This is a genomic window from Bartonella sp. AA23NXGY (assembly GCF_042197165.1).
Taxonomy (GTDB): Bacteria; Pseudomonadota; Alphaproteobacteria; order Rhizobiales; family Rhizobiaceae; genus Bartonella.
Genome location: NZ_JBHIRO010000012.1, coordinates 1 through 25,102 on the forward strand (window position 1 = coordinate 1; position 25,102 = coordinate 25,102).

Consider the following 25,102-nt stretch of genomic DNA (forward strand, 5'->3'; position numbering starts at 1 on the left):
AAGATTGCGGACCATGAAATGGGTGTGTGAAAGAGTGAATACTTTTCTTCTAGAGACGTTTCTCCTAGAAAATTCGTCTCAAATGGTGTGTTTTCAGGAATGCGAGTTTCCATGTTTTATCTCCTTGAATATGCTGGAGATACAATGCCTTTTTGCAAATTATGTTCCAAAAGTGAATAGATATGCGCCAAAAAGGAATAGGAAAAATCTAAAGCTAAGATCGAGATCATCATGGTGGGGCATTTTCTTTTGAAACTTTTGTTTAAAGCGCGTTCATAGAGAGTTTTTGTTGATCATAAAAAAGGGGGGTGAAAACGACAAGGCATGCCTATAGGGCTTTATGAGGTCATTATAATATAGATGCTGTTTTGTTTATATTCTTTCATAAATTTGAATTTTTATCTCATGACAACGTCTTGGTCGATAAACATATGATAAGCGTTACGAATGGGAATATATTTATGTTTCATAAATAAAAGCACATTTTGTATAGAGAGCTCTTTCTTTGTGTTTGCGCTATTGTATTCTTTTGACAAATGCTTTTCTTTTTGATTGTATCAAAAAGTTTAAAGAGAGACCTTGTTAGGATATAAAATGTTTCGTTCAACTTTTTTTAAAAATCGTGAAATCTATGGACCTCTTTGTATTGGCTTTGATCCGAGCCATAAAGTTTTGCAATCGTGGAAACTAAGCTTTGATTATAAAGGTCTAAAAGATTTTTGTGATATTCTCTTAACAGCAGTTGTTGGTAAAGTAGGTATTATAAAGCCGCAAGTCGCATTTTTTGAATTATATGGTGTGGAAGGTCTTCAAGCTCTCAAAGAACTGATTGAAAATGCACACGAACAAGGCATATTGGTTCTGGCGGATGCAAAAAGGGGGGATATTGGCTCTACTGCTGAAGCCTATGGTAAGGCTTGGCTTGGTCCAAGTAGTGCGTTCAAGGTGGATGCCATGACAGTTAATCCTTTTTTGGGTTTTGATGCTCTTATTCCTCTGATAAAGGTTGCAGAAGAAACAGGAGCAGGGGTTTTTGTGGTTGTTCAGTCTTCTAATCCAGAGGGGAAACAAATACGAAATGCCCTTATTGGTGATCAGACACTCTCTCTTCATCTTGCACAGTGTATTTGTGATTATAATAGTCAGTCTTCGGTTATTCATCATAATATTGGCCCCATAGGTGCGGTTATAGGAGCGACATTAGGATCTGAATCAAAAGACACAATCGAGCAGTTAAAAAATAGTCTGTTTCTCGTTCCGGGTATTGGCGCTCAAGGTGGAACAATGACACAACTAGCAAATCAATTTCCACAAAGACTTTTGCAGAATGTTATTCCCTCTGTATCACGCTCTATTACAGATGCTGGACGAAATATTGTTGATTTAAAAAATGTTATCAATCATTTTGCAGAACAAGCGCAAAGCACACTGATGTCTTGAAGATTTTTGCATCTGTAATAAATCTGAAGAATTCTGAGAGGGAGGGGTTTTGAGGGGGATGCTTTCGATTTATCAAGAATCAACTGTCGCTTTGAGGTTTCTTTCAACAAGCACAGATGTCTTTTCATTGAATGTTAAGCGGGCATTTCATGTTGAGCGGGGGCTATGTTCTTATTGAAAATGCAAATATTTTCAGTAGATTGCCTTAAGGGTAAAGGTTTGCATCTTTTAAAAGCAAAAGCTTATGCATATTGTTACCAGTTTCCAGTTGATAAAGTTATTGCAGCGTTTGTTTCTATAAGATAGACACACGTTATCGGTGAATATATATTGTTGTTAGAGAAAAACATGTCATCAAAACAAGAAAAAACCAAAGCCCGTTTACCCCGTGGGTTTGTTGATCGTACAAGTGCACAGTTGTATGCAACTGAAACAATGATTGCGCAAATTCGTGAAGTTTATGAACTTTACGGTTTTGAAGCGCTAGAAACTCCAATTTTTGAATATACAGATGTGCTGGGTAAGTTTTTACCGGATTCAGATCGTCCAAATGCGGGCGTTTTTTCGCTACAAGATGATGATGAGCAATGGATGTCTTTGCGCTATGATCTTACCGCGCCTCTTGCTCGTTATTTTGCCGAGAATTTTGAAATTTTGCCAAAGCCTTATCGCAGTTATCGTCTTGGCTTTGTTTTTCGCAATGAAAAACCAGGTCCAGGGCGGTTTCGGCAATTTATGCAGTTTGATGCGGATATTGTTGGAACACCAATGGTAGCAGCTGATGCCGAAATTTGTATGATGGCAGCTGATAGTTTGGAAAAACTAGGGTTTCAGCATCATGAATATGCCATTCGTCTGAACAACAGAAAAATTCTCGATTGCGTTTTAGAGAAAATTGGTTTGGGGGGAAATGAGCAGGTTGAAAAGCGCTTAACTGTCTTAAGAGCAATTGATAAACTGGATAAATTTGGTTCTGAAGGGGTGTGTTTGCTTTTGGGAAAAGGGCGTTTGGATGAAAGTGGTGACTTTACAAAAGGGGCGGAGCTTAAGGATAAAGAGATTGAGTGTATTCTTACCTTAACTGCTGTTGGAGCTGAAACAGCAGAAGAAACGCTTGAGGCTCTTAAAGAAGTGGTTGGTGATCATGTTCAAGGGCGTGAGGGAATTCGTGAGCTTGAGGAAATGCAAGCAATTTTTGCCGCAAATGGCTTTCAGAATCGTATCAAGATTGATCCATCGGTGGTGCGTGGACTGGATTATTATACAGGTCCTGTTTTTGAGGCTACGTTGCTGTTTGATGTTTTCAATGATGATGGGCAGAAAGTTGTTTTTGGCTCCGTTGGTGGTGGTGGGCGCTATGATGGATTGGTGGCACGCTTTCGTGGTGAAAACATTCCAGCAACAGGTTTTTCAATCGGGGTCTCGCGCTTGATCGCTGCTTTGCAAAATCTTGAAAAGTTGCCTATGAAGGAGACAACAGGGCCGGTTGTGGTGCTGATGATGGATAAAGAGCCAGAGGCGGTTGCTGGTTATCAAAAAATGGTGATGCAGTTGCGTAGTGCGGGAATTCGTGCTGAGCTCTATTTGGGGGCATCGGGGATAAAAGCGCAGATGAAATATGCAGATCGACGCCAAGCGCCTTGTGTGGTTATCCAAGGCTCACAAGAACGTGAGAGCGGAAAAATACAGATTAAAGATTTGATTGAAGGGGCGCGTTTGTCTCATGAAATTAAGGATAATCAAACATGGCGTGAAAGTCGACCAGCACAAGTGACGGTTGATGAAGATCAATTGGTCAAAACAGTACAGGATATTTTAGCCGCCCAAAAATGATAATGGTAAAAGTCTTTATCGAAGTGATTGTTTGAAATATTTTGGAAATTTGAAATTCAATTTTTAAAATTTGTGCTTTGCTCGTTTATACGTGTTGGTGCACGCGTTCAAAAGCGCGGTTTTGAAGTGTGTGCGGCATAAAAGAGAGATTTTTTAAGAGATAAATAAGCGCTATTTGCTATAAAACGTGCCCTTCTGAGGATGCGATGGTAATGCGTTAAAATGAGCAAAAAAAATTGTAACGAACAAAAACTCTGAGAAAATTAAAGGGTTTCACGTAACGCTTCTGAAAAAGTTTATAAAAATATTGACAAGTTCATATTGGCTTCATCTTTGAATTCTCATCTATGAGTATCAAATCCTTTGATGTTCTCTTCTTGGACATTACAAAATCTAGCCTTATTGCAAAAGGAGGGAGAACTAGAGCGTTTTATCCTAAAAGACTTTTTAAGCTTCAAAAAACAATGGAATGACTTAAATCGAACAATTTTTTACAGGAGCATGTTTGGATGAATTGTAAGCTGCCATAATGGTAACTTACTGATAATATGCATTTTTCATAAAGTCAATTCTTTAACGGAGAAATGAAAATGGTCCAATATGATTTTACTCTGCTCTATGAACGAAATCCCTTTATTCTTGAAAGACCTGAGAATATTGGAAAATCATTTAAACTTCCTCCTTCAAATTTCGGATTTGAAGATCTTCCGCAAATTACCTTTTCAGGCGCCTCGTCGTGTCGGCGTATGATTTTTGGGCTATCATTTAGTGGTATGAAAGCATTTTTTGTGATGTTGTGGCAGGTAGGGAAAATGTTAGATGAGGGGGATGATGTGGATTTATGGTTTGATCAGATAACATTGGATCATGATATTCTTGAAGAATTTTTGACTTGCGATCTTTCAATTCAAGAACCAGAATATCTTAATTTTGAAAGTTTTAAAGAAGGTATCAAAGAATTAGAAAAGAATAAAATTGTAGCGAAGGGGACAAAAAAAGATTGTTATTTCATCAATCCAGATATTTTTGGTCTTCCTGAATGTGATGAAGATTTTGAGTTCGATGAAGAGGAAGAGATAGAAGCACACTTTACGGTAGAATACCCGAATAAACAACTCCTTTAACCGTTTTTCTCTTAGAGAAAAATAAAAGCTTAGAATAAATGGCTATGAGAACAGCAATGAGTCTGTTTATGGTATGTGAATTGGAATGTTTGCGGGATTTTTTTTGATTTAATATTCTCTATGAATGGTTCTTTATGCAGGGCGGTTTTTATGCCATATTTTCTTCTTTTTATGAGACATAAGTTAATTTGAACTGTGCACCTCTTCAAACAAATGTTTGATCTGTATTTTCTTTCTTGGTACTTTTGTGAACTTTGCAGTAATGATGTTCATAGCTCTTGTATTTTGGCGCGTTTACGAGAGGTATTTTTACTCTTTTTAATCGTTTATTCATATGCCAATCCCACTTGCTAATGAGCAAGAAAATAGTTTTAAGGGATTCAATATAAGAAGGGATAAAATAAAACAATCTTATGATATTCGGCTCCTCTCATTCAATATGCAAAATTATAAATTATCTTTATAAATCAAAGTATTGTTCGATACAAAGTTTTTCTCAGTATGAGAAATTTAGCATTGATCTTGCATATTTCATCAATACGTTAGTCCTTGATGTTTCTGAGAGAGTTTTGCATGAATTTGCGCATTTGGCAATTGCAATCCCATTTTTTGATAGCGTGCAACAGCTTTTAACTCTTTGATTTTTTAGCGCTACAACGGGATTTTTCATCAGCAATTTTCCAAGCTTTTGCAAAGCCATTAAAACATGAAAGATTTATTGAAAAATTATTGTTGGAATATTTTCTCACAGAAGGCGCACAATCAACTTATCGTGTCTGTTTTCACGAATAGATGTTGTAAAAAGTAAACGACACAAATCTTCCTCCTCAGAAAATTTGTGTCGTAAAGTTTTATTTAAATGGACGATTGGGGAAATTAGCTTTTCAAGGCTTTTAAAACATGTTGTGGTGAAGAAACTTCGTAAGGATCTGTTGCACAATTATCTGAAAAACCCGCTTCTTCGAACCATTGTTCAACCACACCATCATCAATAACAGCAGCATAGCGCCATGATCGCATGCCGAAACCAACATTGTCTTTTGCAACCAGCATACCCATTTTGCGCGTGAATTCACCAGAGCCATCGGGAATTAATTTCACATTTTTGATATTTTGTGCTTTTCCCCAAGCATTCATGACAAAAGCATCATTGACGGAAAGACAATAAATTTCATCAATACCCGCTTGTTTAAATTCATCATAGAGTTTTTCAAAATCAGGCAGCTGAAAGGTTGAGCAAGTAGGGGTAAAAGCTCCAGGAAGAGAAAAAAGAATAACACGCTTTCCTTTAAAGTAAGCATCGCTGTTAACTTCTTGCCACCGATAAGGATTGTCTCCAGCCATTGATTCATCGCGTACACGTGTGTGGAATGTTACATTGGGAACTGTTTTTTTCATCATCATGATGCTCCTGTATTCTTTTACGAAAATTTTGTTTTAAAACAGCCTTCGTATTTAAAAACATATGGGAAAGATTGTTTTAAATAAAAGGGCTTCTTAAAAAATTCTTACTTCTAACGAGTGTGCAAATATTTCACACTTCCGTCAAGTAGAATTAATGGTCGACTTTGGATACTCTTCACCTTAAAATTATAGGAAATCATATAAAGGTATTGATATGACCATAAAGACAGTTTTAACCACGGCTTTTGAGGGGCAAAAACCGGGAACGTCTGGTTTGCGCAAAAAAGTGTCTGTTTTTCAACAACCCCATTATGTAGAAAACTTTATACAGTCTCTTTTTGATAACATTGGGCCTCTTGAAGGAAAACTGTTGATTCTTGGGGGGGATGGGCGCACTTTTAATCGTACTCTTCTTCAGATTGTGTTGAAGATGGCGGCGGCGCATGGTGTTTCTTGTATTAAAATGGGAAGGGGCGGTATTCTTTCTACACCTGCTGTTTCGCATCTTATTCGTAAAACTCATGCCCATGGTGGACTTATTCTTTCTGCAAGCCATAATCCTGGTGGTCCAGAGGGAGATTGTGGTATCAAATACAATGTTTCCAATGGTGGACCGGCTCCTAATTCTTTATGTGATGCTATTTTTGCAACATCGCAACGTCTTTCCTTTTATAAAATTCTTGAAGCACCAGATATTGATTTAGATAGGCAAGGTACGGTCTTTATGGGAGCCATGCGGATTGATATTATCGATCCTGTCGCTGATTATGTTGCTTTGATGCAAGAGCTTTTTGATTTTGACTGTATTGCTAAGGCCGTTGCTCGAGGTCTTACTTTACGGTTTGATGCCATGCATGCGGTAACAGGGCCTTATGCCCATGAAATTTTTGAAAAATGCTTAGGATTTTCTGAAGGGACGGTGGTTAATGGTATTCCTTTGCCAGATTTTGGAGGCGGTCATCCAGATCCCAATTTGGTTTATGCCAAGGCTCTTTATGATTTATTGATGTCAGAGCAAGGACCAGATCTTGGCGCAGCCTCTGATGGTGATGGAGATCGTAACCTCATTATTGGTCGTGGGCAATTTGTCTCGCCTTCGGATTCTTTGGCTATTATGGCTGAACATGCACACCTCATTAAAGGATATCGAAAAGGTGTTGTGGGGATAGCGCGTTCTATGCCAACGGGGCGTGCTGCTGATTTAGTTGCGGAAAAACACGGATTAAACTTTTTTGAAACGCCAACGGGATGGAAGTTTTTTGGAACCCTTTTGGATGCGGGGAAAGTAACCTTTTGTGGTGAAGAAAGCTTTGGAACTGGCTCTCATCACATCCGCGAAAAAGATGGTTTATGGGCTGTCCTATTTTGGTTAAATCTTTTAGCGGTAACAGAAAAAACTGTCGCACAGATTGTTCAACAGCATTGGTTCACCTATGGGCGTTTTTACACGTTACGGCATGATTATGAAGAAGTCGAAGCAGACAAAGCCTTGGCACTTATAGAGTATTTGCGTGCGCACTTACCACATGCAGGAACTGAAATTGCTGGATTTTTCGTCAAAAAAGCAGATGATTTTACATATCATGATCCCGTTGATCAGAGCGTTAGCACGCGGCAAGGTATACGTATTTTTTTCGAGAATGGCGCACGGTTGGTGGTTCGTTTGTCGGGAACAGGGACGCTAGGTGCTACTTTACGACTTTATTTTGAACAGTATGAAAGTGATCCGCGCAAACACAATTTTAATCCGCAAGAAGTTCTCCAACCTTTGCAACAGGTGGCACTAAAACTGTTAAACATACAACAAGCATTGGGGAGAGATCACCCTGATATTATCACCTAAGATCATTGGAATGTTTTTTTGTAAAGGTATGATGATTGATTACATGGGTGTGATTTTAGGGGTGTGATTTTATGTGCATAAGGGAGATCTTCCATTTTCAAGCTCTCTTTGTTTTTTCCTCCCTTACATATCAATCGGATTCCTCAAACTGCCGGATTCTTAAAACTAAATGCTGTAGGAAATTATAATCGAGCATAATCGGAGCATTTATGTCCAATGGGTTTGCTCAATGGCTTGATAGCAATTTTTGTTTAATAGGGGAATGTTTCTCATACAAAACAAAATACGATCATTGTTGCACATTTCATATGTTTGTTTTAAAGAATCTTCTCTCTCAAGACACTAAAAACGCATCTTATGCGTGTTGCTTTGAAAGGGATAACCGGCCATCCATCCATTGAGCAGCACCATTTTTACGCTTATGAGAGAGTAAGACGGCACCATTATTCACTTTGCCCGCTTTCAATGTTGGCTCTTATATTTGAGAGTATTTAGTATTTTGGATAATCGTTTTACACGGATTTTCCTACTTGTAACATGCAAACAAAAGGCTTTGGTTGTTTCAATGTAAAAGGGGTTGAGAGAATCTCAGCTTATTTATCGGCTCTCATTCAATATACAAAACCATTAACTATGATCATAAATCAGTCTGTTCTCTAACATTATGACTGTTATCTTTACTTAAATAAAAGGTTAAGTTGGGGACATCATTTTCTTGTTTCTCAATGCTGCAATAGTTTTTAGCTCTCTGAGAACGTTTTATTCAGAGATGTTCCTTTTCTAATTGTTTTGTTATCCATTCGTTAATTGCATTGGTGATGTATAAGAAAATGATTTTGATTAATTTATTAGAGAGAATGAAGTGCGTAAATTTTATGATATGCGGGGGGCTTATTTGAGTTGTATAATGATCAATCATTTTTATAAACTTGTGTATAGTATGTGAATGATAGCATTCATGAACACAGTTGGCAGATGAGGATTGAAACAAAGGGAAACATTTTTCTAAAATAATGGACAATAAGCACTTCTTGCTTTATGACCAGTCATAATGAATGTTTTTTCTAAAAAAGGGGAATTTATGACCCAATATCCCAAATGTCCTCGTTGTGATTGTCTTTATACTTATGAAGATGGTGAAAATTTTGTGTGTCCTGAATGCGCGCATGAATGGCCACAAAAAAACGATGATACGGTTCTTGCCAATACTGTTTATGATGCCAATGGTCAGATTTTAACAAACGGAGATACCGTTATGGTGATAAAAGATCTGAAAGTAAAAGGCGCTTCATCTGTTTTAAAAGGGGGGACGAAGGTAAAGAATATTCGCTTGGTGGATGGGGATCATAATATCGATTGCAAAATTCCAGGGATTGGTCAGATGAGTTTAAAGTCGGAGTTTGTGAAAAAAGTTTAAGCATTTGTCCTCTTGCAATTGTTTTTGCATTTCGTTGGTTTTCTATTTTTACATTCTTCTCTAATTGGACATATTTTTCTCCAATGGCTTCTTTTCTTGTTTCATAGATTACACCAATCAGATAGGAGCAATATGTTTTCCTTTATTGTAAGGCCATGTATCGCAAAGAAATAGCGACTCTTTCTTTTCTTTTAATATGCGGTTATGAGGGGACTGGATGTTGACTCATAAGCAACAATAAAAGTATGCGCTTTATGAGAAGAACAATACCGTAAAGTAGACAAACTTATTCCTGCTGAATTGAAAAAATATTCTCATTTTTTTTTATCAGATAATTTCTCAAACAACCATAATAGATCTGGCTTCAATGTATTTATTTTTTATGGGTAGTTACACCTTTTGCGTCATATTTATGGAAATGAGATTGAAAATGATAGAGGAAATTCTTGATTTTAAGAATGGAAAAAGGACGCTATGATCTTGATAAGGTCTTATTGCCATGCATTTTCCAGCTCTTAGTACTGCAACAATCTCTTATAAAAGTGTACATAAGAGCTATTAAAAATAGTTTTTGTTATTATCCAGTTTGTGCTGTGTAAGCGGACGATTTTGATTGATGCAATAAAAACATAATTGAAATAAGAAGAATGTCAGAATTCTCATTGCAAGTTGCAAAATGTGATCTTTGTCGAGTGTCTGAAACAACATATTGATTTATAATAATAAATTAGCGTTATTCATATTGAATTAGAACCCCGAATAACGTGGGATTCTCTCATTTCAAATCTGTTCCATGTTGAATCAATTAAAATCACTTGCTTGCACACCACACGCGGGGCTGGCGTGTGGGTAAAAATGAGGAAAGAAAGGATTAAAAATGACTCTTATGAATCGTCTTAATGAAAGAGCTGTCGCATCATTAGGGGCTGGCAGATATGATGATGGTGCCGGCTTGCTACAAGAAGTATTTTGCGTGATTTGTCGTTGGAAGCACTGAGAAAGATAGAGCAAATGAGCACTCTATCTTACAATGTTTTCTTTTTTGGGTTTTCTTTTTTTAACGAGGTCGTGTTTTCCTCGTTAAAATTGCATGACAAGATTATAAAACAAAATAAATTTAAAGTGCACACCCATGCATTGTACTTCTGTGTACGATTGGTTTGTTGAAATAACTTATGCTTCTTAAAGGGGGCTTTGAAATCTTTTTAAGGCATATGTGGAGGTGAAAGGTGAGTGAAGGTATCATTATTGGACAGATTTTTTTAACAGTACTCTATTTTTATGACTGCATGGCTTACTTCGAAAATTTCAGGAATAAAATGACGTAAGATTTTTGCACTCCATGTTTGAGCGCTGTTGAAGAGGGGCAATCGGTGTGGTTATTTTACCTATTGAGGTCAATATTTATTGTGGCATGGCTTCAACATTTATTGTGGCATGGCTTCAACGCCTAAAACTTCAGGGATAAAATGGCGTAAAAGATTTTCAATACCATGTTTGAGTGTTGCTGTTGAAGAGGGACATCCAGCGCAGGAGCCGCGCATATTGAGATAAACAATACCATTTTCAAATCCACGAAAAGTAATGTCTCCACCATCGTTGGCAACTGCGGGGCGGATACGTGTTTCAAGGAGCTCTTTAATGGTTAAGACAATATCAGCATCTTTTTCGTCATAAAACTCTTCGTTAAGGGCATGGGTTTGTGCTTGTGTTGTGGCGTTGGTGGTGATCACTGGCTCATTGGATAGAAAATGTTCCATAATTGTGCCTAAAATGACGGGCTTAAGATGTTGCCATTCCCCTTCTTTTTTGCTTACGGTGATAAAATCATAACCTAAAAAGACACCATTGATATTGGGAATATTAAACAGTTTAGCCGCTAAAGGTGAGTTTTTAGCTGCTTCTTCACGGTCACGAAATTCTAATACGCCTTCAGAAAGAACCACGCGTCCTGGCAGGAATTTAAGTGTTGCAGGGTTTGGGGTGGTTTCAGTTTGAATAAACATAGATTCTCCTTTTATAATGAAGGCTTGGGAAGATCTTACATTGTAGAATATTATATTTTTTAGGCAATAGATCTAATATCTTCATCGGCAAGATTGCTAGGAATAACAATGACAGGGATTGAAAAAGCTGTTCCTTTATTCCCGATTAATTGAACAAGGGGTCCTGGTCCTTCTGTATGTCCACTGGCTGCTAAAACAATCAGTGCAATCCTTTTATCTTCGTCGATCAGTTTAGAAATCTCATCAATTTTTTTTCCTTCACGCACTACTATTTCTGTTTCAAGCGCATGGGTGGTGCGGACTTCACTGGCAATGTCTCCTAATATTTTATGAGCACTTTGCTTTGATTCTGTACGCATAACGTTGTTTACACCCAGAAAATGTTGAAATTCTACACTATCAACGACACAAAGTAATACCAATGTTCTACTGGTATTTTGGGCATGCTGTGCGGCAAACGCAACGGCACGCCGACACTCTGGTGTTTCATCGATAATAACTAAGTTTTTTTTCTTTGGTTCTTTTTTCGGATTTTGGGGTTTGGAAATCATGCACTTTCTCTATTTTGTACAAACGATTTTTTTGCTCTCTACAGTTTTTAGTTTTATTATTTTTATGTATCTTGCAAAAATCCAATAATTTCACGAATTTTTTTCATATTTTCTTCTGCGAGCATACTAGCACGTTTAGCGCCATCATGCAAAACAGAGTCGATATAACCGCTTTCTTGATGAAGGCGACGTAATTCTTCTGTTATAGGGGCAAGCTTATGGACAACAAGGTCGGCTAGAGCTGTTTTAAAATGCGAAAATTGTTGACCAGAAAATTCTAAAAGAATCTTTTCTTTGCTAACTTTGGCAAAGGCGGCATAAATACCAAGCAGGTTATCTACTTCTGGTCGTTCTTTTAAAGCGGCAAGGGTATCGGGAAGTGGAGCCGAATCCGTTTTGGCTTTGCGTATTTTTTTTGCGATAAGATCAGCGTCATCGGTCAAATTAATGCGTGAAAAATCTGAAGGATCTGATTTTGACATTTTTTTCGTCCCATCGCGCAAAGACATAACGCGTGTGGCTGTTGTTCCAATCAGTGCTTCTGGAAGAGGAAAAAAGCCTTGTCTTTTTTCTTCATCTGTTTGCATAGAGATGCCAAAATTTAATTCGGCAATACGCTGTGCATAGTCGTTGTTAAATTTTTGTGCAATATCGCGTGTGAGTTCAACATGCTGTTTTTGATCTTCGCCTACTGGAACATGCGTTGCACGATAGACTAAAATATCAGCAGCCATCAAAGTGGGATAGGCAAAAAGCCCGAGGGATGCTTTTTCACGATCTTTTCCCGCTTTATCTTTAAATTGTGTCATGCGTTGAAGCCAGCCAATGCGGGCAACACAATTTAAAATCCAGGCGAGTTCAGCATGTTGAAAAACACGTGATTGATTAAAAATAATATGTTTTTGAGGATCGATACCGGCGGCTAAAAAGGCTGCTGTCACTGTTCTGATGGATTCGCGTAAAGTAAGGGGATCTGGGTTGACGGTGAGCGCATGCATATCCACAACACAATAGAGACAGTGATGAGAGTTTTGTAGTTCAACCCAATGCTGAATGGCTCCAAGATAATTGCCAAGATGTAAGTGACCACTCGGTTGTATGCCGGAAAAGACAAGTGGTGTGAAGGTATCCATAGGAGTGCTCTTTCTTCAATTAAGGTTATTCATTTTATTGTTTTTGACAAAGTATAGATATTATGAGCGTTTTTTCAAATTTTTAAGCGTGTGAAAAAAGGAACGGGTGTTGAATAAAAAATAGGCACTAAAATAGATCAAGAATATGCCGAGCATAATCCCTACTAAGGTGATCGCGCGCAAGAAAAAGGATGCTTGTGAGGATAAAGGAAAAGACAAAAAACCAAGCACATTCAATCCGTAATAGAGGGCTAGTGCACTCAAAAGAGTTGCCATCATGAGACATAATGTTCGCTTTATCAGTTGGAAGTCGTATTTCCAATAACCGCGTTTGATAAGGACCCCCCAAAGCAACAGTGTGTTGACCCATCCAGAGGTAATTTCAGCAATAACAATGCCTCGTGCAGATAGAATAGGAAATAATGTTAAGGCGAGACCGATATTGATAAAAACGCAAATACCTGTAAAAATCATCGGTGTTTTGGTATCTTCATGGGCAAAAAAATTAGGAATAAAGACCTTAATAAGAACAAAAGCTGGAAGTCCTAGTCCATAAAGCTCTAGTAATTGTGCAACATGGTGTGTTGATTGACTGGTAAATTGTCCTCGCTCAAAGAGTAAACTGACTATGGGAGTGGAGAGCAGCAAAAAAGCGATGGATGCTGGAAGTGTTAAAAATAGCGTTAATTCAATAGAGCGGTTTTGTAAATGGTGGGTTTCTTCATGCTTTTTACTTCGCAAAGCGCGTGTTAATTCTGGTAAAAGAACGGTTGCAACGGCAATGGCGATTACGCCTAAAGGCAATTGATAAAGACGATCAGCATACATCAAAGAAGAGACAGCACCCGATTGACTAGAAGCAATATTGGTATTAATAAGCAAATTAATTTGCGTGATGCCACCCGTAATGGCTGCGGGGAATGCTAAAGTTAATAGCTTACGAACATTAGGACTTAAATGGGGCTGGCGGAAGGAAATTTTCATGCCACTTTGACGCAAAGCAAGGGCAATTAAGGTGAGTTGAATAAGACCTGCTGCCAATACACCCCAAGAGAGATTTAAGCCGATATGCCAAGCGTCAAGTTTATAGATCCAAGCATAGGCAAGCACACCAATCAGAATAATGTTTAAAAAGAGTGGGGCAATGGCGGCAATAAAATAGCGTCGCAGTGCATTAAGCATGCCCCCCATCATGGCAGCAAGCGACATGCAGGTTAAATAGGGAAACATGATCGCCGTAAAATGAATTGTAGCGTTAAGCTTTGTTGCATCTTCGGTAAAACCTGGAGCAATAATGGTTCGTACCAAAAAAGGCATACTGAGTTCCATCGCAATCGTTAACAGTAAGAGCAGTGAAAAGAGAACGCCAAACACCTCTTCTGCAAACTTGCATGCCGTTTCGTGACCATCTTCAGTGATTTTTTTGGCAAAAAGAGGAATGAAAGCAGCATTAAAGGCTCCTTCAGCAAAAAAACGGCGGAATGTGTTGGGAAAACGGAAAGCAGCATTAAACGCATCAGAAACAGGACCAGTTCCTAGTGCTGCTGCCATAAGCATTTCGCGTACGAAGCCAAAAATACGGCTCATGAGGGTTCCGGAAGCAACTGTTGCAATTTTTTTAATCAATGTCATAAAGATATATCAACTTTGTTGTAAAAGAGAAGCGATGACAGGAGAAATAAAGCGTTTTAAATCGTAAAAATCTGATCTCTATCCTAATCAAGGATACTTTTTGAAAGCGTTTTACGACGGTGTTTATCTTTCTGTCAACAATGGTGCTTGAAGACTTTTTTATGCTCCTTGTTTACTGTTGCATTAAAATTTTTATTGTTGCCATAAAATAATTAAAATTTCTTTTTCAAACTGAAATATGGGAGTGATATCATAACAGTTTGAAGAGACATGTAGGGGGATATATAATGATAATTTCTCTTTATGGTGTGATGTCGTGAATAGTGCAACCCAATGCCGTTCTGTTTTTTATGTGAGGGGTGTGAGCCTATTAAAAGAATGCAAATAAAATAAAAGCGTGGAGCAATACGTAATTTCCATTATTTATTCATTATTAAAAAAAACAGCGCTTTAGATGTTTTAAAAAGTCGTAAGGCTAAGCCTAAAAGGTGATGGTAAAGCTGGTGATTACTTTTCACTTTTACGGCTTTATGTTCTCCCCAAATGTGGCTGCCTTCCCATTTTAGAGATTACATAAACAAGAGGATAGGAAGGCATGATCTTTCAACAGCATTTTTCTTGTTCAGGTTTCTTTTCACAGTTGATGAGGATAAAATCTGAGAAAATAAGATAAAGTTGCTCTCTCATGGTTTCCATTCTCGTTGAGGTGCGATTGATTTGCCGATGAAGGCAAGGGGGATAAAGGCTATCATTTTTACCAGAGGGGGCGAAAAAGTTAAAGTTTATGAACCTTTTAGACATTCATTGCCATTGCTTTTGCGTGTGCCGTTTTGTGAGGTTGAATATTTTCTTGTCTTTTGGGATTCTGATTGACGTTTTCTGTCATTTTTTGCACTTTAATTGCTTCTTTATCAGGCGTGTTGGAACATTTTTTTTCATTGTTTTTCTTTATAGATTGATGCTGGTTTGGTGCGAAGCGCTCATCGAATTTATGGTTATAAAAATACATGGGTTGTATATGCGGTTCTATCTCTTTTATCTGCTTGATTATTTCCATAATCTCTTTTGCTTTAATGGTTGATGTGCCAAGACTCTTCGCAAGTCTTTCAGGATTATTTTCTTTTATAACTTCATGCTCGTTTGAAGATAAGCGCTCATTGATTTTTTTGATATAAGTCCTTATCTCCCCCCTTAATTCAGGAGAGTTTGATAACATTTCTTGCTGTTGTGCTTTTGACAAGGAAAGGAGATTTTTCATCCAAGCCTTAGGCATTTCTACCGACTGTTCACACCGCCTTTGTTTTACATGATGGGTATGGAGAATGTCTCTTTCTGTTTGTTTAGAAATATTGATATAACGATCAATGGCTCTACAGAGGGGCAAAATATTTGCTTCAGCATGGGCGCGCGCGTTGTTTTTTATGCCAAATACATTGCTACCAGAAAGCTTAGAAATCGATTGGGGAGAGGTGGTAATTTGATAGGTGAGTTGTTCTCCTTCAGTATGATTTTCATGGATCATCTCAATTCTTTCCCGCAAAATATGACGATTGCCATAAATGATTTGGCACAAAGTTTCTATTTCTTTTCTTCTTGCTTGAATGGAAACGTTGTTTTTTATCCTTGTGGCAATTTCATTGTTGGTAAGGGGGGCTATTGTTTGTGCGGGGATAAGCACTTCTTGCTGGTTTTGAATTTTTGGTGCTGTAAAGGAGAGGGCGTCACCGATTTTTAATGTCTGTATTTGCTCTGGGGTGAGATCTTTTTTATTTCCCAAGATGAAAGTTCCGTTAGCATCAAGCATAAAGCCATTGGGTCCACTGCCTCTGTAAAAGCCTTTATAGGTATGACCTTCTTTTGCTGTTATAATAAGATGATGATGAATACTCTCAAGCCCGATATGTTTCATACTGTCCATGAATTCTTTTAAAATAAGTATTTTTTCTGGATTTGAGATATCCTCAAGCAGATGTTTCATTTCTTCTTTATCTTTATGTTTTAGCGATGCAATGCTGGCAAGATTCATGCGTTTTTCTGTTACAAGAGAAAAGTCGAGTGTGTGGCCAGCAACTTGCCCAAGTTTTTCAAAAAACATTCGTTGTGTGCGTCCATTACCTTCTCTGAAAGGATGCGTATAGTTGAGTTGTATCAACATTTCAGTGACATGTTCAATAAATGTTTCGCGGGTTAAGTCTTTTAAACTATTTGTTTCAGCAAGTATTTTATCTAAATTTTCTAGTCCCTCCTGTATCTGTTTTGCTGAGGCAAAAGAAATACCAGCTTTTTTCATCATTGGCATATAAGCAACGGTACCATCTTCAAATGTAAATGGTTTTTCGCGTGTTTGTCCGGCCCATTCAAAAGTATTTTTAAATAGGGTGTGATGAATATATTGGAGATATGTGGAGGTTAGTTTTTGTGGTGGTGCTTCTTGGCGCAGATGAATGATTGCTTTTGTTGTATCATGGGCACATTGCACTTTTAATTTTCCGTAGTCTTTTATTCCATATTTATTCTTTAAGGTGATACTATTGGGGTAAAAGAAATTACGGTGTATTGTCTTATTTTCTTCGGTTTCAGGTGGTGATGATAATTTCTCCTGTAAGGTGAGAGGGATGGTGTCCGTTTTTCTTGTACCAGTATCCCAGTATGCCATTGCTTTTTTGATAGGCTGTTTTTCTATTTCTGGATGATCAGAGCGTGTTTCCTTTGTCATTTTGACAGATATTGGATCATTTGTCGCTGTATTACTGCTCTGTAAAATATTTTTTTGAAAATCTTTTTGCATTTGCCTCATAGCGGAAGCCGATTGAACAATTGGTTGTGCCATTTGTTCTTTTTCTTGTGCTTGCAAACTTTTGGGCATAACTTCAACGCTGTCATGTAAAACATGAGAGGCAATCCATGGTGAAAAATAGGATTTTCCCTTTTTCTTTGTTTGAATGGATGTTTTGTCTTTGCTCTTTTCAGTTATTTCATCGTTTTTAAGAGTGGCTCTTTTTTCTTCTTTTTCTTCTGGAAGCAATGTTTTTTTCTGGGTTTTTTCTGGTTTTTGAACTTTTGGTGCTGTAAAGGAGAGGGCGTCACCGATTTTTAATGTCTGTATTTGCTCTGGGGTGAGATCTTTTTTATTTCCCAAGATGAAAATGCCGTTGGCATCAAGCATGAAGCCATTGGGTCCACTGCCTCTATAGGTACCATGATAGGTTTCTCCTTCTTTTGCAACGACAGCGAGATGATAATTTTTTTCATCCAATCCAAGCTCTCTCATAGAGTTGGTGAATTCTCGTAATAGGAGCAATTTTTCTGGATTTGAGATATCCTCAAGAAGATGCTTCATAGGCTCTGGGTTGCCATGTTCCATGGCAGCGGCGCGGACAAAGTCTTTACGTTTTTTGCTCACAAGAGAAAAGTCTAGCTCATGTCCTGCTGCTTGAGAGAGTTTTTCAACAAACAGTCTCTTTGTGCGCCTATTGCCCTCTCTGAAAGGATGCAAGTGGTGCAAATCTATCATTATACCAGCTGCTTGTTCAACGAATTCTTCGCGCGTTAAGCCTTGTAAATTATTCTTTTCAGCAAGCGTTTTATCTAACTTTTCTAGTCCCTCCTGTATTTTTCTGCCAATCGCAAAAGTTTTTGTAAACTCTTTTCTTTTCAAAATGGGCATAGAAGCAACAGTGCCATCTTCAAATGTAAAAGGCTTTTCGCGTGTTTGTCCGGCCCATTCAAATGCATGGGAAAAGAGGCGTTGATGAAGGTATTTTAGATAAGAGGCATTAAACTGCTCTGGTAGAGGTTCTTGGTGCAGTTTTATCATTTCTTTTTTTACATCATTAGAACAGCATTCTTTTAATATTTCGTTATCTTTGATGCGGTATTTATTTTTAAGCACTTTGCTATTGGGGTAGAAAAAATTTTGCGCTTCTTCATTGATTTGCTTTGAAATGGCTGCATTAATTGCAGAGTGTTGTTCTTGCAATTCTTCCTGTGTAGAGGAGGCACAATGTTCTGTGTTTTCTTTCATGCATATTTCCTTTCAAATGGTAACATTATTTTTGAAATCTTCTTTGTTTACATTTTTTGCCTTATATTATTTTCATAGCGTTTTCTTCAAAGAAGAATGCCTATTTGAATGATTGAAAAAATTGATCTTATTCGCATGGAACAAAGTTAAAGTTTATAATTTTGAAGTATTATCGTGAAATTTTATCAATGAATTCTGTAAAATAATGGGGTGTCTTATTCAAAAATTTCTGTATTTCATACACCGTCTTTGGTGCAATCTTGGCAAGATAATTGCACCAAAGTTTTGGATAAAAAGCCAACAATTAGGAGATTTATCACGACAAAGCCATTGCTTTTGATGTTTCGGCTCTGCGCGGTCGAACATGCGGCTGGTCTTCTTGTCTAGAAGTTGCTGCAACTTCTTGATGCCGCTTTGCTGTTGAGCGTTCAGGTAGCTTCGGGGACTGCGATAAGTTTTGCTGCTGTTGCAATTTTTTATCGAGATCGTTAAGCGGTTGATGACGTTTTTGTTGTTCTGCCTGATGGTTTTGCACAATTGCTTCTCTTAACTGTTTTATCGTATCAGCATAATCCTTAATGGCGGTACAAAGGGTAGGAAGATTTTCTTCAGCAGCTTTTCGTGCTCCGTTTTTTAAGCCAAGGACTTGCTTACCAGCAAGAGGAGCAAAAGATGTACAATCCTTTTCAATTTGAAATACAATTTCTTCTCCTATCTCTGGAATTTTGTGCATATCTTCTATTCTATATTGCAAAATAAATGGATCCTTATAAACAATTTGGCACCAATATTGGATCTCTCTTTGACCATATTGAACCGATGGATCTTGTTGAACTCTGCGAGCAATTTCCTGATTTGAGAGAGGTTTTATTCTCTTTTCTGAAGTGAGCGGATTTTGTAAATGTTGATTTGTTAGCTCTTCCTCCTGTGCTTGTCGCTGATGTTGTTGTTCCGTGTGAGGACCTTGGGAAATATTTTCACTTTTTGTATATTTTGAAGTATACACATAACCGTTAATAGCAGCACGTAGGGTAGGAAGAGTTTCTTCAGCTTGTTTGCGCGCATGATTTTTTATGCCAAGAACTTTTCTACCAGCAAGCTTAGAAATAAACTTAGGCCGTTCTGTAACATCCCATAAGAGCTGTTCTCCCATATCGGGGTTTTCTTTGATTGCTTCTATTCTTTCACTTAAAATAAGCGGTTCGCCATAAACCTTTTCGCTCAAAAATCGTATTTCTTCTTGATATGCTACGAGCAATAGCTCTCTTTCCATTGTATTAATAGATGGTTTTTGTTCGTGAGACGGTTTTGGTTGTTCAATTGCTGTGTGTGGAGAGGAAGTTTTTGGGACGACAGTATCGCTTTGTTTTCTGTTTTGTATACGGTGCGGTTTTCTTGAAGGCGGGACGGCATATGTTCCACTGTCTTGTGATGATGAACTGCTTTGCTGCCTGACTTTCATATGTGATGATGTTTTGGGTCTAACACTTGGTTCGTGTGTTTCAGGATTTTGAATTTTTGTGCCGTTTTGTGCTCTTTCTCTCATGCGTGGGGGAAGGGGCGGAGCCACTTTTGTCTGTAGAGAAGGGGATTCTTGAGCAGTTGGTTTATTTTGTTCTCTATCTTTTGCACGCGGTGGTCTTTGTGGGGCCATTTTTATGCGCGTGGAGGGGCTTTCTTGAGTTTCATGCTTTTGGATTTTTGCGTTGGCTTGTGTTTTTTCTCTCATACGTGGGGGCGGGGGCGGAGCCATTTTTTTTTGCGGGGAAGGGGACTCTTGAACTGTTGGTTTATGTTGTTGCCTCTCTTTTGCACGTGGAGGTCTTTGTGGAGCTGTTTTTGTGTGCGGAGAGGAGTTTTCTTGGATTTTTGAGTTGTAGATTGTTGTGCTGGTTTGTGTTTTTTCTCTCATGCGTGGAGGAGGGGGTGGAGCCACTTTTGTCTGTAGGAAGGGGGACTCTTGAACTGTCGGTTTATGTTGTTGTCTCTCTTTTACACGCGGAGGTTTTGGCGGAACTGCTTTTTTTTGTGGGGGAGGTGTCTCTTGGTTTTTGGCGTTAGGAGGCATTGTGCTGGTTTGCACTGGGCTTTTCATCCGTGGGGGAGGTGGTGGAGCAACTTTTGGGTGGTGGGATAAATTTTCTGGGCGTTTTTCTACAGTTGCTTTTGGCAAACTTTGAGAAACTTGGGGAGGGGGGGGGCTGGTGGGGGATTGTTCAGCCTGTTGTTGAAATTTTTCCATCATTTCGGTGATAAAAGGGGAGGGATTTCTTTTTTTCATGCATATTCCTTTCAAACTCTTTCAATATTGTTTTTAAATACTATTTAAAAATGTACGTTGGTTTTTATTCTGTTTTATGCTTTTTCACTTACTCTAATATGAAAGAGAATATGAAACTGAGAAGCTTCACAAGATTTGACTCTCATGGTTCAGATCATAATCACTCTCTAAATATTGTTTGATCAATAGCTCAGATTAAGTAGCGGAGGAATGAATTTCCCCATTTCTTGGCGCAAATCACCTCTGCTATGGTTGCGCCAAGACGTTGGATTCAACGTGAAAACTTATGTCTGTTTAACTGGCAAAAGCCATCGCTTTTGGGGCGGCAGTTTTGCGAGGACGAATATCTGTTTCTCTTTGTTGCGTAGAGGTTGTTGCTCCTTCATGCGTTACCGTTGAAAGCTCAACGCGTTGAGCAGACTGTGAGACGCTTTGTTGTTGATGCAAGATTTGCGCTCTCTCAGAAGATGCTTCATTGTGTCCTTGTTTTGTCTGCTGAGTTTTTGAAAGGCTCTCTCTTACTTGTGTTACAGCTGTTGCATAATTGTCAGCGGCGTCAATGAGGTGAGAAAGACCCGCTTCAGCATGTCTGCGTGCTTTATTTTTAAAGCCACAAAAGTTACGACCAGTGTATTTGTTAAAAGACTGAGGATTTCCGGCAAGTTGCTGTGCGAGTGCTTCTATTGTTTCAGGGTTTTGGAAAAGCTCTTCTGTTTGTGATTGCAAAATGTTTGTGTTGCCAAAAACAACTCCGCACCAATATTGGATTTGGGCATGGTGTCTTCTGACTTTTGAATGTTGGTGAATTTTGGTAGAAATTTCTGTCTCTGAAAGCGTTTCTTTTTCGCGTTGATCTGATTTTTGTAGAAGTTTAGTGACAGCTTCCTTCCCCATTAAGCGTTCATAGTTTTTGAGTTCTTGCTCTGGAGATTGTAAGAGGCTCTCTCTTGCCTGTTTTACGGCTTCTGTATAACAATCAATAGTAACGCATAGAGCGGAAAAACTTTCTTCCGCTTGTCTACGCGTTCGATTTTTAAAGCCCAACATGTTGGTTCCGGAAAGTTTAGTGATGCTTTCAGGATGAGCTGCCATGCGCCATGAGAGCTCCTCTCCTGCAGCGGGATTTCTTTGAATTTCCTGCATTTTTTCTTGCAAAATGTTTGGGTTACCATAGGCACTGACGGATAAATGTTGGATTTCTTCTTGATAGGTTCTAATTAATGAATGGTGTGGAAGCAATAGAATGATTTCTTCCTCTGAGAGAACTCTTGTTGTCCTTTGGGTAACTTGTGAAGTAACTGTTGCGTGTGTCGTTTCAGGTTTTCTCTGCCTTTTGGTAGAGCCGCCTCTTGTTAACGAAGCTGTTGGATTTGTTGATGCATATACAGTTTCTTCTCTTAAAAGAGATTGTCTTTCCTCATCTTCTTCCGGTATGGATGACAGTCTTTTGCTTTTTGAAGGCGTTTCTTTAGGAAGGGGGGCTGCTGCGCCTGAGACTTCTGCCGCTGCTTGTTCATAGAGCTTTATAAGTTCTTGTATTGAAGAGGATGGAAAAGGATGAGGGTGGGTTTTTTTCATGCATGTTTCCTTTCAAAAATTGTTTTAGAAAACCTCTTTGGTGCATTCTTGCCTTTTATGCTTGGATCGCTTTGAGACAAAAGAAATATCGAGCTGAATGAGCTTCCAAAGATCTGCGCTATTTGCAATCAGCTTAATGGACATTTGTGTCTTTTATACAGTTTTTTTGTGAAATATTATCAATAAGTTATCAATAGTCGGCATGAATTACAGGCGCCATTTTTAGGGCTATTTTTTGTAACATTCTAAAACAATTCTTGGCGCAATCGCGATAAAATGATTTGCGCCAAGAAACTCACTGAAAAAAAGATTACATGAAAAACAAAAAATATCTGTTTTTATGTTTATGCCCCCTTACATGGCATAAGCCATTCCTTTTTCTCCGTGTCTTTGTCGTTGAGGGCTGTGCTCTGGACTATTGTGTTCTTGTCCTCTTGTGTGATGATGACGATGATGATGGTGTCTCTCAACTTGCTGAGAATTTTCTTGACGACGTCTTTGTTCTGCCATAGGGGTTTGCGATAGTCTTGTTGTTGCGTCTTGTACAGCTTTTGTATAACCATCAATGGCATCAATGAGCGGTTTAAAACCGTCTTCAGCTGCTTTGCGTGCTTGACTTTTTATGCCAAGTGCGGAATGGCCAGCGAGCTTATGCATAGATTCAGGATTTTCAGCAAGTCGATCTGAAAGCTCTTTTCCTTTACTGGGATCTGTAAGTATTCCTTGCAAGTGTTCTTGGAAAAGCTTGTCATTGCCATAAACAATCTTACCCCAATGCATGATCTCTTCTGCATGTGCTTGGACGTGTGGATTTTTTAAAAGCATGACACTTATTTGTTCCGTTGTGAGGGAAGATGAAGATCTTCCTCTTTGTTGTGGAGAAGCAACCGTTGTATAGTCAGTTTCAGGATCTTCTGTCCTTTGATGTTTACCTCTTGAAGAAGGGGTAACGCTGCTAACTGATGCGTATAGAACATCAGTTTCGTGTCTTGGAGAAGCAACCGTTGTATAGTCGGTTTCAGGATCTTCTGTCCTTTGATGTTTACCTCTTGAAGAAGGGGTAACGCTGCTAACTGATGCGTATAGAACATCAGTTTCATGTCTTGGAGAAGCAACCGTTGTATAGTCGGTTTCAGGATCTTCACTCCTTTGAGCATGATGTCTGTCTCTTGAAGGAGGGGAAGAGGTGCTAACTGATGCGTATAGAACTTCCTCTTCTGGGGTTGGACCGCGCTGGTTTCCTCTGGTTGGTTTATTAACTTTTGCATAGAGGGCTTCTGGATTTGCAGAAGGGCTTGGATGATGTTTTTTCATACATGTTTCCTTTCAATATTTTTAGAAAACCTCTTTGGTGCATTCCCCACTTTTAGTTTTGATAACTTTTATATAAGGAAGATATCCAACCGAATGACCTCCAAAGATTTTGCGCTATTCATATTGATATGTAATGAACATTTATGTCTTTTATACAGTTTTTTTATGAAATATTATCAATAAGTTATAATAAATTACAGAATCCATTTTTAGGACTATTTTTTGTAATATTTTAAAACAATTCTTGGTGCAATCACGATAAAATGATTTGCACCAAGAAACTCACTGAAAAAAAATTACATGAAAAACAAAAACTATCTGTTTTTATGTTTATGCTCCCCTTACATGGCAAAAGCCATTCCTTTTTCTCCATGTCTTTGTTGTTGTGGGCTGTGCTCTGGACTATTTTGTTCTTGTCCTCTTGCATGACGATGATGGTGGTGATGTCTGTGTTCTGGGTCTCTTTCTGGACTTTCTTGTCTTTGACCTCTTTCTCTTTCATGCTCCCGTGTAAACTGTTTATGGAGCTTTTGTGCCGTATGTATATGCCTTTCAAGAGCTGAGCAAAGGGGAGAAAAACCATCTTCAGCTTCTCTGCGGCTTAGAGATTTTACACCAAGTATTTTGTGACCTGCAAGCTTACCAGCGCTTTCAGGATTTTCTGCAAGGCTCCATAAGACTTTTTCTGCATTTTGAGGGTCGTCAAGAATCTTAGCCAGTTGTTGATTCAAAGCATGTTCGTTACCATAAACAACTCTGCACCATTCTTGCGTTTCTCTTACACCATATTGAAAGTCTACGCTTGTTAAAAGCTTTGTTGTAACCACATCTTTTGGGGTTCTGGGAGGGGAGATTCTGCCTCCGCCAACGCCTTGATAGATGGGATTTTCTAGTTGTTCAGATTCTTGCCCGCCTTCAGCTCCCATGCCAACCGTTGCATAGACGGATTCGAGTGGTCTTTGGGGAGAGTGCCTACCATTTTCACCAACTTCAAGCTCTGCATAGAGATGTTCTGGTTCTTGGGGATGTCGTCCACCCTGTGCACCTTCACCAACTGTGTCGTAGGGTGTTTGCCAATTTTGTGCTGCCAAATCCGTTATTGAATAGGGGTTTACGAGTTTGTCGGTGCGTCGCCCATCACTTGGTCTTTCACCAAGTCTGTCATAGGGATTTCCTAGTGGCTTTTGGGGAGCATAGGCCGTTTCTGATGGTTGTTGAAGTGTATATTGAGGTGAGGTGCGCTGTTCTTTGGGTGGCTTATTAACCCTTGCGTAGAGGTCTTCTACATTAGAAGCTCCTAGGTTTTGTTGGTCAAGTGGCTTTTTGGGAGCATAAACCGTTTCTGGTGGTTGTTGAAGTGTATATTGAGGTGAGGTGCGCTGTTCTTTGGGTGGTTTATTAACCTTTGCGTAGAGGGGGGCTTGGCTCTGGGGTTGTGGGTTCTGGGGGGCTGGTTGTGGGTGACTTTTTTTCATGGCTGTTTCCTTTCAATATTTTTAGAAAACCTCTTTGGCGCATTTCC

The 25,102-nt window shown here is 38.7% G+C and carries 15 protein-coding genes and 2 pseudogenes; 6 read left to right on the forward strand and 11 right to left on the reverse strand.

The window, feature by feature from the left end:
- Window positions 1-113 (reverse strand): annotated as a pseudogene (locus ACFINY_RS07140) (DUF3792 domain-containing protein); the annotation flags it as partial.
- A 481-nt stretch (window positions 114-594) separates the two neighbouring features.
- On the opposite strand from ACFINY_RS07140, the gene pyrF reads away from it, so the two are divergent.
- The 3 genes from pyrF (at window position 595) to ACFINY_RS07155 (ending at window position 4,397) form a co-directional block, all read left to right on the forward strand.
- Window positions 595-1,440, forward strand: a complete 846-nt coding sequence (gene pyrF / locus ACFINY_RS07145; protein WP_375612171.1) for an orotidine-5'-phosphate decarboxylase — start codon at window positions 595-597, stop codon at window positions 1,438-1,440.
- A gap of 348 nt (window positions 1,441-1,788) precedes the next feature.
- Window positions 1,789-3,273 (forward strand): histidine--tRNA ligase, encoded by a 1,485-nt coding sequence (hisS, locus tag ACFINY_RS07150; RefSeq protein ID WP_375651243.1) that lies wholly within the window; start codon window positions 1,789-1,791, stop codon window positions 3,271-3,273.
- A 590-nt stretch (window positions 3,274-3,863) separates the two neighbouring features.
- On the forward strand, window positions 3,864-4,397 hold the full coding sequence (locus tag ACFINY_RS07155) for a replication protein (protein WP_375613583.1): 534 nt from the start codon (window positions 3,864-3,866) through the stop codon (window positions 4,395-4,397).
- Between the two features lie 876 nt (window positions 4,398-5,273).
- Here the strand turns inward: ACFINY_RS07155 and ACFINY_RS07160 are convergent.
- Window positions 5,274-5,798, reverse strand: a complete 525-nt coding sequence (locus ACFINY_RS07160; protein WP_375612208.1) for a peroxiredoxin — start codon at window positions 5,796-5,798, stop codon at window positions 5,274-5,276.
- 217 nt (window positions 5,799-6,015) lie between these two features.
- Here ACFINY_RS07160 and ACFINY_RS07165 point away from each other — a divergent pair, with 217 nt between their 5' ends.
- The 3 genes and pseudogenes from ACFINY_RS07165 to ACFINY_RS07175 form a co-directional block, all read left to right on the forward strand.
- Window positions 6,016-7,644, forward strand: a complete 1,629-nt coding sequence (locus ACFINY_RS07165) for an alpha-D-glucose phosphate-specific phosphoglucomutase (RefSeq protein ID WP_375612175.1) — start codon at window positions 6,016-6,018, stop codon at window positions 7,642-7,644.
- Between the two features lie 1,081 nt (window positions 7,645-8,725).
- Window positions 8,726-9,061, forward strand: a complete 336-nt coding sequence (locus ACFINY_RS07170) for a zinc ribbon domain-containing protein YjdM (protein ID WP_273790940.1) — start codon at window positions 8,726-8,728, stop codon at window positions 9,059-9,061.
- Window positions 9,062-9,938: 877 nt separating this feature from the next.
- A pseudogene (locus ACFINY_RS07175) lies at window positions 9,939-10,019 on the forward strand (DUF4102 domain-containing protein); the annotation flags it as partial.
- A 469-nt stretch (window positions 10,020-10,488) separates the two neighbouring features.
- On the opposite strand, the gene ACFINY_RS07180 reads toward ACFINY_RS07175, so the two are convergent.
- From ACFINY_RS07180 to ACFINY_RS07220, 9 genes are all read right to left on the reverse strand, one after another.
- Window positions 10,489-11,067 carry a NifU family protein gene (locus tag ACFINY_RS07180; protein ID WP_375612176.1) on the reverse strand — a complete coding sequence of 193 codons (579 nt, stop codon included), beginning with the start codon at window positions 11,065-11,067 and terminating at the stop codon, window positions 10,489-10,491.
- 59 nt (window positions 11,068-11,126) lie between these two features.
- Window positions 11,127-11,618 (reverse strand): universal stress protein, encoded by a 492-nt coding sequence (locus ACFINY_RS07185; protein ID WP_375612177.1) that lies wholly within the window; start codon window positions 11,616-11,618, stop codon window positions 11,127-11,129.
- Window positions 11,619-11,680: 62 nt separating this feature from the next.
- Window positions 11,681-12,751 carry a tryptophan--tRNA ligase gene (trpS, locus tag ACFINY_RS07190; protein WP_375700948.1) on the reverse strand — a complete coding sequence of 357 codons (1,071 nt, stop codon included), beginning with the start codon at window positions 12,749-12,751 and terminating at the stop codon, window positions 11,681-11,683.
- A 60-nt stretch (window positions 12,752-12,811) separates the two neighbouring features.
- Window positions 12,812-14,383 (reverse strand): murein biosynthesis integral membrane protein MurJ, encoded by a 1,572-nt coding sequence (gene murJ / locus ACFINY_RS07195; protein ID WP_375700949.1) that lies wholly within the window; start codon window positions 14,381-14,383, stop codon window positions 12,812-12,814.
- A 793-nt stretch (window positions 14,384-15,176) separates the two neighbouring features.
- Window positions 15,177-18,407 (reverse strand): BID domain-containing T4SS effector, encoded by a 3,231-nt coding sequence (locus tag ACFINY_RS07200; protein WP_375700950.1) that lies wholly within the window; start codon window positions 18,405-18,407, stop codon window positions 15,177-15,179.
- Window positions 18,408-18,723: 316 nt separating this feature from the next.
- Window positions 18,724-20,688 carry a BID domain-containing T4SS effector gene (locus tag ACFINY_RS07205; protein WP_375700951.1) on the reverse strand — a complete coding sequence of 655 codons (1,965 nt, stop codon included), beginning with the start codon at window positions 20,686-20,688 and terminating at the stop codon, window positions 18,724-18,726.
- Window positions 20,689-20,982: 294 nt separating this feature from the next.
- A complete protein-coding gene (locus tag ACFINY_RS07210) occupies window positions 20,983-22,266 on the reverse strand; it encodes a BID domain-containing T4SS effector (protein WP_375612182.1) in 1,284 nt (427 codons plus the stop codon).
- A 354-nt stretch (window positions 22,267-22,620) separates the two neighbouring features.
- A complete protein-coding gene (locus ACFINY_RS07215) occupies window positions 22,621-23,580 on the reverse strand; it encodes a BID domain-containing T4SS effector (protein WP_375612183.1) in 960 nt (319 codons plus the stop codon).
- Window positions 23,581-23,921: 341 nt separating this feature from the next.
- On the reverse strand, window positions 23,922-25,055 hold the full coding sequence (locus ACFINY_RS07220) for a BID domain-containing T4SS effector (RefSeq protein ID WP_375612184.1): 1,134 nt from the start codon (window positions 25,053-25,055) through the stop codon (window positions 23,922-23,924).
- Between the last annotated feature and the right edge of the window lie 47 nt (window positions 25,056-25,102).

Excerpts from the sequence above, each read along its gene's own strand:
- ACFINY_RS07185 (WP_375612177.1), bottom strand. The coding sequence starts at position 11,618 with ATGATTTCCAAACCCCAAAATCCGAAAAAAGAACCAAAGAAAAAAAAC.
- ACFINY_RS07215 (WP_375612183.1), bottom strand. The coding sequence starts at position 23,580 with ATGAAAAAACATCATCCAAGCCCTTCTGCAAATCCAGAAGCCCTCTAT.
- ACFINY_RS07220 (WP_375612184.1), bottom strand. The coding sequence starts at position 25,055 with ATGAAAAAAAGTCACCCACAACCAGCCCCCCAGAACCCACAACCCCAG.
- ACFINY_RS07170 (WP_273790940.1), top strand. The coding sequence starts at position 8,726 with ATGACCCAATATCCCAAATGTCCTCGTTGTGATTGTCTTTATACTTAT.
- pyrF (WP_375612171.1), top strand. The coding sequence starts at position 595 with ATGTTTCGTTCAACTTTTTTTAAAAATCGTGAAATCTATGGACCTCTT.
- ACFINY_RS07155 (WP_375613583.1), top strand. The coding sequence starts at position 3,864 with ATGGTCCAATATGATTTTACTCTGCTCTATGAACGAAATCCCTTTATT.
- ACFINY_RS07210 (WP_375612182.1), bottom strand. The coding sequence starts at position 22,266 with ATGAAAAAAACCCACCCTCATCCTTTTCCATCCTCTTCAATACAAGAA.
- trpS (WP_375700948.1), bottom strand. The coding sequence starts at position 12,751 with ATGGATACCTTCACACCACTTGTCTTTTCCGGCATACAACCGAGTGGT.
- ACFINY_RS07165 (WP_375612175.1), top strand. The coding sequence starts at position 6,016 with ATGACCATAAAGACAGTTTTAACCACGGCTTTTGAGGGGCAAAAACCG.
- ACFINY_RS07160 (WP_375612208.1), bottom strand. The coding sequence starts at position 5,798 with ATGATGAAAAAAACAGTTCCCAATGTAACATTCCACACACGTGTACGC.
- murJ (WP_375700949.1), bottom strand. The coding sequence starts at position 14,383 with ATGACATTGATTAAAAAAATTGCAACAGTTGCTTCCGGAACCCTCATG.
- ACFINY_RS07180 (WP_375612176.1), bottom strand. The coding sequence starts at position 11,067 with ATGTTTATTCAAACTGAAACCACCCCAAACCCTGCAACACTTAAATTC.
- ACFINY_RS07205 (WP_375700951.1), bottom strand. The coding sequence starts at position 20,688 with ATGAAAAAAAGAAATCCCTCCCCTTTTATCACCGAAATGATGGAAAAA.
- ACFINY_RS07200 (WP_375700950.1), bottom strand. The coding sequence starts at position 18,407 with ATGAAAGAAAACACAGAACATTGTGCCTCCTCTACACAGGAAGAATTG.
- hisS (WP_375651243.1), top strand. The coding sequence starts at position 1,789 with ATGTCATCAAAACAAGAAAAAACCAAAGCCCGTTTACCCCGTGGGTTT.